The sequence below is a fragment of the Pseudomonas sp. TMW22090 genome (assembly GCF_022496665.1).
Lineage (GTDB): Bacteria > Pseudomonadota > Gammaproteobacteria > Pseudomonadales > Pseudomonadaceae > Aquipseudomonas > Aquipseudomonas gregormendelii.
Map to the genome: position 1 here is coordinate 135,243 of NZ_SCFH01000004.1, position 11,834 is coordinate 147,076.

At 62.1% G+C, this 11,834-nt stretch carries 9 protein-coding genes; 6 read left to right on the top strand and 3 right to left on the bottom strand.

All coding sequences use genetic code 11. The features are described 5' to 3' along the window. Positions 1-127: 127 nt before the first annotated feature. Genes EQV97_RS13140 through EQV97_RS13150 form a run of 3 tightly spaced genes read right to left on the bottom strand, consistent with a single transcriptional unit; the run spans position 128 to position 4,323 of the window. Positions 128-1,192 (bottom strand): lipocalin-like domain-containing protein, encoded by a 1,065-nt coding sequence (locus EQV97_RS13140; RefSeq protein WP_240889042.1) that lies wholly within the window; start codon positions 1,190-1,192, stop codon positions 128-130. Continuing rightward, positions 1,182-3,653: an FtsX-like permease family protein gene (locus EQV97_RS13145; protein ID WP_240889182.1), complete on the bottom strand. Its 2,472-nt coding sequence runs from the start codon at positions 3,651-3,653 to the stop codon at positions 1,182-1,184. Before EQV97_RS13145 ends, EQV97_RS13140 begins: the two co-directional genes overlap by 11 nt. Before the next feature lies 1 nt (position 3,654). Then, entirely contained in the window at positions 3,655-4,323 is a 669-nt protein-coding gene (locus tag EQV97_RS13150; RefSeq protein WP_122839182.1) for an ABC transporter ATP-binding protein, read from the bottom strand. Positions 4,324-4,548: 225 nt separating this feature from the next. Between EQV97_RS13150 and EQV97_RS13155 the strand changes: the two genes are divergently transcribed. The 6 genes from EQV97_RS13155 (at position 4,549) to EQV97_RS13180 (ending at position 11,827) form a co-directional block, all read left to right on the top strand. Then, positions 4,549-6,489: an acyltransferase family protein gene (locus EQV97_RS13155; RefSeq protein ID WP_122839183.1), complete on the top strand. Its 1,941-nt coding sequence runs from the start codon at positions 4,549-4,551 to the stop codon at positions 6,487-6,489. Between the two features lie 491 nt (positions 6,490-6,980). Next, positions 6,981-8,333 (top strand): UDP-glucose/GDP-mannose dehydrogenase family protein, encoded by a 1,353-nt coding sequence (locus EQV97_RS13160; protein ID WP_045061557.1) that lies wholly within the window; start codon positions 6,981-6,983, stop codon positions 8,331-8,333. After that, the gene (locus tag EQV97_RS13165) at positions 8,330-9,388 is read left to right on the top strand and encodes an NAD-dependent epimerase (protein ID WP_122839184.1); all 1,059 of its coding nucleotides are present in this window, start codon (positions 8,330-8,332) and stop codon (positions 9,386-9,388) included. Before EQV97_RS13160 ends, EQV97_RS13165 begins: the two co-directional genes overlap by 4 nt. After that, positions 9,385-10,131 carry a sugar transferase gene (locus tag EQV97_RS13170; RefSeq protein WP_045061559.1) on the top strand — a complete coding sequence of 249 codons (747 nt, stop codon included), beginning with the start codon at positions 9,385-9,387 and terminating at the stop codon, positions 10,129-10,131. Before EQV97_RS13165 ends, EQV97_RS13170 begins: the two co-directional genes overlap by 4 nt. Further along, positions 10,132-10,779 (top strand): CpsD/CapB family tyrosine-protein kinase, encoded by a 648-nt coding sequence (locus EQV97_RS13175; protein ID WP_045061560.1) that lies wholly within the window; start codon positions 10,132-10,134, stop codon positions 10,777-10,779. A gap of 22 nt (positions 10,780-10,801) precedes the next feature. Beyond that, complete coding sequence (locus tag EQV97_RS13180; protein ID WP_045061561.1) at positions 10,802-11,827, top strand: polysaccharide biosynthesis/export family protein; 1,026 nt, start codon at positions 10,802-10,804, stop codon at positions 11,825-11,827. Positions 11,828-11,834: the final 7 nt, after the last annotated feature.

Consider the following 11,834-nt stretch of genomic DNA (forward strand, 5'->3'; position numbering starts at 1 on the left):
TCCTCAGGCTCAGGATCGTCGACTGTCCCGGCCACGCTCACCGCAGTCATCAAAATGCGGCGTTCCCGGCAGGGGTTCGTACGGTAGAGAGTTGCAGGTGGGCTGGAGTTCCAAGCCGTTTGCGCGGCTAATACCCGGTCATTTCCAGGTAACCCTGGCCGCCATGGCTGCCGCTCAGGTGCACCGGTCCTTCCCAGTAGGGAATGCGCAAATCCATCCAGGCATTCGGGTTCAGCGCACGGAGGCGGATGTCGAGTTGCTTGCCCGGAATCCTGATCGACCAGCTGACGGGCATGGTGCGACCGGCCACCTTCGCGGTGCCCTCGGGCGCCAGGCTGATCTCGCTGGCGTGCAACGCCTGGGTGCGGCCCTGGGCATCGATCCAGGTACCGGTCAGGTAAGGCTCGCCGTCCTTTTGCCGCATGCGATAAAGCATTACCTGCTCACCACTGTCCAGGTGCAGGGAGAACCAGTCCCAGCCCGTCTGGTTGGCGGTCAGAGGCTGGCTGCTCCATTCGCGATCGAGCCACGCCGGGCCGCTGACCTGATAGCGGGTGCCATCGATCACCAGCTCGCCGCTGGCCTGGAAAAACGGCTGGCTGTAGTAGTACGACGCCTGGCCCTGTTCCGATTTCTGGCTAAAGCCCTGATTACCCTGCAATACCAACGGGCGTGTGGACGTCAGGCGCAGGTTGTAGCTGAAGTGCTTGTCCCGGGCGCTGAGTTGCAGGTCGGCCAGCGCATCGCGCCCCTGGCTGCTGAAGTGCCAGTCATCGATCCATGCATTGAACGGCGCCAGTGCGACGCCCGCCTGCGCCACCCCACCCCGGGCATAACGCTCGGCGGCGTGGTGCGCGGTGGCCGAGGTCACTGCCGCGTGCCCCAGCCAGATCACCTGGCTGGCCCAGCCCGCCGCTGTCGGCCCGGCCTGCAGGGCGCTGCGGAACAAGGTCCATTGCACGCCGAACTCGCGGCCCTGGGCGTCCTTGAGGTTGGCGGTCACGTACCACCATTCGATGCGAAAACCATCATGAGGGCCGTGATCAGCCGGAAAGCTGAACACCCGCCCTGGAACGACCGGGGTAAATGACGACGCCGTGCTGCCCAGACCGGCAAACCCTTTTTCGACCGGCGCCGGCTGATCACAGCCACTGAGCAGGATCAGCAGCAGTACTGCGAGCTTAATCCTCATGAGCAAAGGTCCTCAGCAGATCCGCCGGTTGCGTGCGATACAACGAGTACAGCGGCCAGGCCGACGCCAGCAGTGTCGCCAGCAGGGCCAACCCCATCAATTGCAACAGCTGCCACGCAAACACCCGCAGCGGCAGGCGCCAGCCGAACGCCTGGACATTGATCACGGCGTCCAGGCACCAGGCCAGGGCGATGCCCAGCGGCAATGCCAGGACCAACGTCAGCACCGCCAGCAGCCAGGTCTGCCCCAGGTTCAGCAACATCAATTGGCGCCGCGTCACGCCCAGCGCCCACAGCGGTGCCAGTTGCCCCAGACGACTCTGGCTCTGGGTCAGCAGGCTGATGAACAAAGCGACCCCCGCGACCGCCAGGGTCAGGCTGTTCAGCGCGGCGGTTGCGGCAAAGGTGCGCTCGAACACCTGTGAGGACCAGTCCTTGAGCCGCGCCTGATCGACGATCCGATTGTCATCCAGGGCGAAGCGCGCCTGCAGCGTGGTGAGGAAAGACGGAATCGAGGCCGGATCAATTCGCAGGTTGAATCGATTGGGCGTCAGCTGTGGCCAATGGCGCAGCAGGTGTCGCTCATTGACCAGTACGTGGCCTTTGGGATTGCCGTAGTCGGCATAGATGCCGATGATTTGCGGCGACCAGGTTCCACCGGGCGTGGTCATTGGCAGCGAATCCCCCAGCCGGACCTTCAACCGGCGGGCCAGCTGTTCGCTGAGCATCACGCTGTCGTCGCTCGCCAGGCGCTTCCATGGATCGTCACCCTGGGCCTCCAGCAGCGGCCAGTGCTGGCGATAGGTTGGGTGGTCGATCACGCCAAAGACGTCCGTGGGCCAACCCTGCAATTGCGTCGACACCTGCCAGTTGGGCAGCACCGCCTCGACCTGCGGCTGCTGTTTGAGCCAGGCGTACAACTCGACCGACTGCGCCGGGTTCTGTGGGTTGAGGTACAGCTCGGCGCTCAAGCGTTGTTCCAGCCAGTGACTGAAGGTCTCGCGAAAACCGCCGGTCATGCTCCCGGCGCCGATGTTTGCGGCCAGCGCCAGCAACAGCGCCATCAATGCCAGGCTCAACGCCGGCAACTGCTGGCGGCAATCAGCGACGAACCATTGGCCGAGCACCGAGCGACTGCGCTGCAGCACTGCGTTCAACACCAGATTGAGCACCACCGGGAGCGCCAGCGCGGCACCGAGCAACAACGCAGCCAGCAGCACAAAGCCGCTGGCCAGGCTATCGCCCAGGAACAATGCCAACAGCGCGATCACCGCTGCCAGCGCTGCGACCCAGCCCTGGCGGCGCAGCCAGCGCGAGTGGGCCTGGTGCCAGGCCTGGGGATCGGCCAGGGCCAGCAAGGGCAGGCGCGCCGCCCGCAACAGACTATTGGTTCCGGCCAGCAACGCCCCGAGCAGGCTCAAGCCGATGCCACTCAACCACCACCACGGGCTCAGGTTCAGTTGCCCGGCGACTTCGGCGCCATACAGGCCCCGCAAGCTGGCGGCGACATCCGGCAACAGCACACTCGCCAACAGATAGCCGCTGGTGACCCCGGCCACTCCGCCGACCAGCGCCAAAGCGCCCAGCTCGACGACCAGGCAAGCGATCAACATCCGCGCGCTGACGCCGCAGGCACGCAAGGTCCGCAGCAGACCACGGCGTTGCTCCAGGGCCAGGCCAATGGCCGCATGGACGATGAACAGGCCGACCACGAATGAAAGAAAACCCAAGGCATCGAGGTTCAGGTGAAAGCTTTCGGTCAGGCGCGCCAGATTGTTTTCTTCACCACTGCGCGTGAGTTGCAGCACAGCGCTGAACCCGTCCGGCAGCGGCGCGCTGAAATCCTTGGGCAACAGCAGGCGCGACACTTGACCGGGCTGGTCGAGAATCTGCTGGGCAAAGCCGATGTCCACCAGCAGTACGCCAGGCGCCATGTCGGCCTGGGCATGCAGTGGTGGCAAGATCTGGCCGTTGGCACTGACCGGCCGTTCGCCCTCATGCAGCCCCATGGCCCGCAACGTTTGCGGTGCGACCCAGGTGCTGCCCGGGGGCGTGAAAAACTCGACGATCTGCTCGATCGCCAGCGCCCGCCCGGCCACCGCAGAACCCGCCGGCAGCGACACCGGTTCAATGCCCATCAGTTGCAGTCGCTGTTGTTCCAGTCCCTTGAGCGTCACCCGTCCCTGCAGCACCGGCGAAACCGGCCAACCAGCACGCCGCAGGTCTACAAACAGTTGCTGGGAAAATGTTCCCCCGCCCGGGGCACTGAGACTGGCCTGGGGTTCGCCACCAATCAGCTCGCTGGCCCGGGCGTAACTGTCCCGCGCCTGGCTGTTCAAGGCCTGTACGCCCGTGAGCAGGCTGGTGGCGAGCCACAGCCCGGTCAGCACGCTGAAAAATTGCACCGGGTGCTGCCGCCAGTGGCTCAGCAGCGCGCGTAATGCCTGGTAGAAAACCCGCACCTCAGCGCCCGTCCGCGCCAGCCAGGCGACCACGGTGCAACACCACTTTGTCGGCGAGGCGCGCGGCGACCCGAGGGCTGTGGGTGACCATCAGCAAGGTCGTGGGGCTGTCGTCGAGCAGTTCCAGCAGCAGCTTCAATACTTCATCGCTGGTGCCCTCATCGAGACTGCCGGTGGGCTCATCGGCGAGCAGCAATTTGGGTCTGGACGCCAGCGCGCGCCCCAAAGCAACCCGTTGCTGTTGTCCTCCGGAAAGTTGTTCCGGGTAGCGGCGCAACAGATCTGCCAACCCCAGGCGCTGCACCAGGTGCGCTTGCCACTGCGGATCATGGCGCCCGGCCAGGCGCGCCTGGAACGCCAGGTTATCCTCCACGCGCAGGCTGCCGATCAGGTTGAACTGCTGGAACACCAGGCCGATTTCACTGCGGCGCCAGTTGGCCAGCTGTCGTTCGTTCATCTGCTCCAGCCGATACTCGCCGCTGGTGATGGTGCCTTGATCCACCTTGTCCAGCCCGGCGATCAGGTGCAGCAAAGTACTCTTGCCGCTGCCCGATTCGCCCATCAAGGCCAGGCTGCTGCCAGGTTTCAACATCAGGTCGACGCCTTGCAGCACCGGCAAGGGCCCTTGCGGCGTTGCGTAGCTTTTGAACACTGCGTGGACTTCAAGCATGGGTCGACCCGTTCGGTGAGCGTCGGCCAAGGATAGCGGCCTGGCAGGACTTTTGTCCGATCACGATTGCCCGGGTGCCGGGCACCTGCGGCGACTGACGGCGATTTGCGTCCAGCCAATTCCCAGCTACAAATGACATGTGGGTTTAACTGTCCAAAATCTTGACTGTGGTTGTCATGGGTCGGACTTGGCTGGATGGCGAAAGCTTTAGGGATGGTCAGGCGCATGGCTGAAGGCAAATACCGCTCGGACATCGATGGTCTGCGAGCTGTAGCGGTGATCGCGGTATTGCTGCACCACCTCAATACCAGCCTGCTGCCAGGCGGTTTTGTGGGCGTGGATATTTTCTTCGTGATCTCCGGTTTCCTGATCACCTCCCAGGTGTATTCCGAGGTCAGGCGCAACGCGTTCTCGCTCAAGGGCTTCTATCAGCGACGCATCAATCGTATCGTCCCGGCGCTGGCGACGGTGTTGCTGGCGACGGTGATCGTTGGCGCTTTTATCCTGTCCCCGGCCGACCTGATCCGGCTCAACGTCAGCGCCCTGCTCTCCCTGCTAGGCGTTTCCAACATCTATATCTGGATCAAGTACGGCAACTACTTCGCCGCCGATGCCGGCGAGGCACCTCTTCTGCATACCTGGTCGCTGGGCATCGAAGAGCAGTTCTACGTCATCTGGCCGCTGTTCATCGTGCTGGTTTATCGCCTGGCACCGCGTTACGTTCTGCCGATCCTGGGGATCGGCGTGGTGCTCGCAGTGGCCGTTTCCGAGTACGCGACGGGCGTCTTCGCCACGGCCGCCTACTACCTGCTGCCGACGCGTTTTTTCGAGCTGATGCTGGGCGGGGTGTTGGGCATCTATCTGCAGCAGCCCCGTGTCATGGGCAAGCTGACCACCCATGCCCTCGCGCTGGCGGGCTACCTGCTGATCGGTTTCGCGCTGTTTGCCTTGAACGCGAAATCGACCTTTCCCGGACTTAACGCCCTGATCCCTTGCCTGGGTGCAGCGCTGTTGATTCTCGCGGGCAGCGGCGACAGGCACTCGCGATTGCTGACCTGCCGGCCAATGGTGTTTATCGGGCTGATTTCCTATTCGCTGTATCTGTGGCACTGGCCACTGATTGCCTACCTCAATTATCTGGAAATCCCTGTCGACATACCCGTCGGTGCGCTGCTGATCGCGGTATCGATCGGGCTGTCGTGGCTGTCCTGGCGTTATGTCGAGGTACCCTTCCGGCGCGCCGGCGCGAGCTGGCATTTCTCCCGGGTGTTCGTTCGCCGATTTGCGCTCCCGGCCTTGGGACTGGCTGCCATTGCCGTGCTGAGCGTTGTTTTCAACGGTTTCCCGCAGCGTTTTGGTCCCCAGGTTTCAGCGCTGGAAGCGATGACACAGAGCAGGCCGAACGAAATTCGTCGCGGCTGTCATGTCACCAATGCGTTGTACAGCACCGGTCCTGATGACTCATGCCGCCTGGGCACGAAAAAAGCGGTGTTGGACGGCATCATGATCGGCGACTCGTTTGCCAATCACTTCACGGGAATGGTCGATCTGCTGGCCAGACCCGACAATCTATCGATCATGGATTACACCATGGACTCGTGCCCGCCGATCCCCGGCTACGACGCCGATATGTCGCCGGTGTACGCCGCCCACTGCGCGAAACGCAACGAGCGGGTGTTCAGCCTGATCGAGCAGAACAAATACCCTTATGTGGTGATGGCGGCGGTCTGGCCCAAGGAAGCCGATGCGGGGGATATCGTTGAGGCGAGCATTCGGCGGGTGGTGGAGAGCAGCGGCCAGGTCATCGTGATCCTGAGCAACCAGCACATCGAAAAGGCCGCCAGTTGCCCGATCAGGCGTTTGATGTTTGGCTCCGAGCGCGATTGTTCGGTAGCCCAGAGCGCGCTCGCACCGTATTGGGCGGACGTGCGGGCGAAATTTCCCCAGGTGCGCTTTATCGACCCCAATCAGGTGATATGCCCGGCGGGGGTTTGCAGCCCGATCATTCAGGGGCAGCTGTTGTATCTGGATGATTCGCACCTGAATGAGGGTGGTTCGCGATTAATCGGCCGCACGTTGCTGGAGCGCGGATATTCGCTGCTGCATGATCCAGTGCGCACTGCACGCACGGAGATGCTCAAAGGGTCGTCCGCAGTGATGAACTGAAGCGTTGCTCGCTACCAAACGCGCCTTGGCGTGAGGGTAGATGCTGTATCCGCGCTGTGATCGTTCGCGCGAATCACCTCGAATAATCGCAAGCTTTCTCCCCGAAGAGTTGCCGCCCGGCAATGCATTTTGCCAATAGTTTGTCGGCTATTTCTTGGCGCTGGCACATAGCCATTTTGCGCAAGAAATGTCGGACTTTTTTACAAAGCGTCAAAAAAATGTTGACTCAAATCTGACACACCTGAAGCGTATAAACCCTCCCCAGAATCGCCCAACGACCGTCTATCGTTTTCTTTGAACACCCCTCAAACCCCTCAAAACCGGGGCAAACGCAGCTGCGACAAGCACTTGATGGCATATCGCCCCCAACCTTGGGGTTTGTCTTGCCGATGCAACACGTCATTTTGCTGACACGGATTTCCACGGCTGGTCTATACCCATTTTGACAGTCTAATTCTGATCCTCTCCACCGTCTTACGAGGCACGCCAAAATGGACGTGAGCGTATTTGGTACGGGCTACGTTGGCCTGATACAAGCAGCGGCACTGGCCGATGTCGGACATCGCGTCCTGTGCGTCGACATTGATCCGAACAAGATCAAGCAGCTGCAACAAGCGGTACCGCCGATCAGTGAACCGGGACTCTCCGGCACGCTGGAAGAGAACATCAAGGCCGGTCGTTTGCTGTTCACCACCCAGGCCAGCGATGCAGTGGAACACGCCGAGCTCATCTTCATCGCCGTGGGCACGCCCGCCGATGAGGACGGTTCCGCCGACCTCAGCCACGTGCTCAACGTGGCCCGTCAGATCGCCAGTTTCATGGAGGCCGATCGCACGTTGATCATCAAGTCCACCGTACCGGTCGGCACGGCGGATCAGGTGGTCGCCGCGGCCAGCGAAGAATTGCGACGCCGGGAAAGGACAATGTTTAAGGTACGGGTGGTGTCCAACCCGGAGTTTCTCAAGGAGGGCAGCGCGTTGGCCGACTGCATGCGCCCGGACCGAATCATCGTCGGCACCGACGACGAGCAGGCCCGCGAGCAGCTGAGCGAGCTCTACGCCCCCTTCTGTCGTAACCATGAAAAAATCATGTTCATGGACAATCGCAGTGCCGAGCTGACCAAATACGCGGCCAATGCGATGCTCGCCACTCGCATCAGCTTCATGAACGAACTGGCCAATCTCACCGAACTGCTGGGCGCCGACATCGAAGCGGTGCGCAAGGGCATTGGCTCGGACCCGCGCATTGGTTATCACTTTATCTACCCGGGCTGCGGCTTCGGTGGCTCATGCTTTCCCAAGGACCTGCGCGCCCTGCTGCACACCGCCGAACACAACGGCATGCCATTGCGCCTGCTGCGCAGCGTGACCGACGTCAACGACAGCCAGCGTCACATCCTCTTCGGCAAACTCAAAGCGCGATTCCCCGAAGGCCTGGCCGGCAAGTCCATTGCGATCTGGGGCCTGGCGTTCAAACCCAATACCGACGACATGCGCGAAGCCCCCAGCCGCTATCTGATGGAAGCCTTGTGGGCCGAGGGCGCCAGCGTGCAGGCGTACGACCCGGAAGCCATGTCCGAATGCCGTCGCCTCTACGGCTATCGCAACGACCTGCACCTGTGCGCCACTCGCGATGACACCCTGGAAGACGCCGACGCCCTGGTGATCTGCACCGAGTGGAAGAATTTTCGCGTGGTCGACTTCGAGCTGCTGGCCAGCAAGTTGCGTTCGCGGGTGATCGTCGACGGGCGCAACCTCTATAACCCCGAGCACGTGGCGGCCGCCGGCCTGCACTACAGCGGCATCGGCTTGCGTCACATCGTGCCCGAGGCGCTGCGTCCATGAAGATTCTCGTGACCGGAGCCGCCGGCTTCATTGGTGCCCATTGTGTGTTGCGGCTACTGCGCGACGGGCATCAAGTGTGCGGGCTGGATAACTTCAACGACTACTACGAGCCGCAACTCAAACACGATCGAGTGTCCTGGGTGCAGGAGCAGGTCGGCCGTTTCCAGCTCGAAAGAGTCGACCTGGCCGATGCCGCGGCCATCGAGGCGCTGTTCGCCCGTGAACAACCCCAAGTGGTGATTCACCTGGCCGCCCAGGCCGGCGTGCGTTACTCACTGGAAAATCCGCGGGCCTACCTGGACAGCAACCTCAGTGGTTTCCTGAACATACTCGAAAGCTGCCGGCGCCACCCGGTTCAGCACCTGATCTACGCCTCGTCCAGTTCAGTGTATGGCGCCAACCAGCACACGCCCTACTCGGTCCGGGACGGCGTCAATCACCCGCTGTCGCTGTACGCCGCGACCAAGAAAGCCAACGAGCTGATGGCCCACAGTTACAGCCATCTGTTCGGCATCCCCTGCACCGGGCTGCGCTTTTTTACCGTGTACGGTCCATGGGGCCGCCCGGACATGTCGCCGATCCAGTTCGCCCGGGCGATTGCCCAAGGCCAGCCGTTGAAGCTGTTCAACTACGGCGAGCACCAGCGTGATTTCACCTACATCGACGACATCATCGAAAGCATCACCCGCCTGATTGAGCGGCCACCGCAGGCCAACCCTGAATGGGACCGGGAAACCCCGGACCCGGCCAGCAGCATGGCGCCGTGGCGAATTTTCAATATTGGCGGGCAACACCCGGTCGAGCTCAAGGCTTACCTGGCGCTGCTGGAAAAACACCTTGGACAAACAGCCGTGGTCGAGTTGCTGCCCCTGCAACCCGGCGATGTGCTCAATACCTGTGCCGATGCCAGCGACTTGGCCCAGGCCACCGGTTTCCAGCCACGGATCGCGCTGGATGAGGGACTTGGGCGCTTCGTTGCCTGGTTTCGCGACTACTACCCACTGCCTATCGCCCACGCGCCGTTCGCGGCTGAACTTCAGCGGAGGATGCCATGACTGGACATGAAAAAGGTGTACCCCTCAAACAATTGAGGCGGGACAAGCGGCTGGACCCCGAACACCGCATCCGCATGGATGCCGCCATCCACATGCAGGGCCGTGGCTGGATCACTGGTCGCGATGGTGGTCGCCCCTGGACGTTATCGCGCACCAACCGGGTACTGGCTTGCCTGGGGGCGTTGATCATCCTGGTGCTGATCTCGCCGTTGCTGCTGGGCCTGGCGCTGGTGATCAAGTTCAGCAGCCCGGGGCCGGTGATGTTCGTGCAAAAACGCACCGGCTACCGCGGTCGCACGTTCGGCATGTACAAGTTCCGCACCATGGTTGCCAACGCCGAGGAGCTCAAGGAATCCCTGCGTCACCTCAACAAACACGGCGCCGATGCGATCGATTTCAAGATCGACAAGGACCCCCGCATCACCAGCATCGGTGGCTTCCTGCGGCGCAGCAGCCTCGACGAATTGCCCAACCTGTTCAACGTGGTGGCCGGCGACATGCGCCTGGTGGGCCCTCGGCCCACCTCGTTCAATGCCTACCGCTACAAAGACAATCATCTTGCGCGCCTGAGCATTTACCCCGGCATGACCGGCCTGTGGCAGATCTCCGGGCGCAGCAATATCGACTTCGACCAGCGCGTTGAGTTGGACCTCAGCTATATCGCCGAGCAGAGCCTGCTGCTTGATCTGAAGATCCTGTTGAAAACCCCCTTCAAAGTATTCAGCGGCCACGGAGCGAGTTAAATGGACGGTTCAACTGCAAAAAGCCTGACAATCGCGAACCCGAGCGAGTCCAACCTGACTTCGACTGTGCTCGATCAAGATCTGCGGATCCTCTTCCTGACCGCCGCCAACCCCGGCGCGGGCACGACCACCAGCGCCCTGGTGCTGGCCAGTCAACTGGCCCAGATGAGCAGCGGCCAGGTGTTGCTGGTCGACGCCAGCCAGTCCACCAGCAACCTCACCCAACAGCTTGGGTTGACCAAGGAGCGCGGCTTTCGCGACCTGTTGTTCAACACCCAGAGCCCGCCCTTGCTGCAGGACTGTGTGGTGGACGTCTCCAGCCTGCCCTTCCACGTGCTGCCCAATGGGCGTTATGCCCGGGGCGACGAACACCTGACCCCTGAAACCCTGAGCCCGTTGCTCGACCAGTTGGGCAGCCGCTACCGCTTTGTCGTGATCGACGGCGACGCGGTGTACTCGGCCGCCGACACCCTGGTCATCAGCACCCAGGTGGACGGCGTGATCATGGTTGTGCGCGCCGAAGACACCCGCTGGGAAGTGGCCCAGGCCGCTGTCCAGCGACTGACCCAGGCCGGGGCAAAACTGGTGGGCAGTGTGTTTAATCGACGCAAGTACTACATGCCTAAATGGCTCTACAAAAACCTGTGAGCGAACGCCAAAGGATGACGACATGAACGCCAGAATGCTTGTCCTGCTGTTGCTGCCGCTTGCAGGTTGCTCCAGCACCTCCCAAGAAACCCAGTCGATGCCGGTGCAGATTCTTACCGCTGCACCGACCAATGCCCAGGCCACTGACGTGCCCCAGGTCGAGCAGACCCTGCGGCCCCAGGATGTCCTGGACGTGATCTTCCACGTCAGCACCAGTGGCTCTGACGCCTACCGCGTGCAATCGGGCGACATGGTTGCGCTGAATTTCACCGCGGCCAGCCAGCTCAACGGTAACCAGCTGGTACTGCCCGACGGCACCATCGAGCTTCCGGGGGCCAACACTTCGGTGAAAGTCGAAGGCCTGACCCGCGAACAGGCCCGCGTGGAAATCCAGCGTGCGTATGAGCGCAAGCAGCTGTTCCAGCCCAATCGCAACACACTGTCGCTCAATGTGGTCAGCCCGCTGACCAACGAGCAGAACCTCAAGTCGACACTCAACCACCCCAATACCGGCATGAGCCGCGAGATCATCGTCGGCACCGACGGCTACGCCAGCTTTCCGGAAATCGGCGCCGTACCGCTGCAGGGCATGACGGTCAACCAGCTGGAAACCTTCCTCAATAAACGCTACGCCACCCTGCCGGGCCGCATGACCGTGGACGTGCTGCTCAAGTCCACCGCCGGCAACGAGATCTACGTACTGGGCGAAGTCGGCCAGCCGGGCTCCTACCCGATTCGCCGTCCGGTGTCGGTGCTCGAAGCCCTGACCATGGCCCGCGGTTCCAACGTCAAGGCGCGCCTGGACTCGGTAATGATCATGCGGCGCAACGGCAACCAGGTGACTGCCCATCGTTATGACGTGGAGAAGGCCCTGTCCGGCGATGCCACGCAGATCGCCTACCTGCAGCCTGACGACATGCTGTACGTGCCCAAGACCAAACTGGCCAGCGCCGGCGAACTCGCCCGGCAACTGGCGGACGTGGTGCTGTTCCAGGGCGTGGGCATGAGCTTCAGCTACCGCGTCGACAACAAAGGCAGCGACAACTAACTCTCAG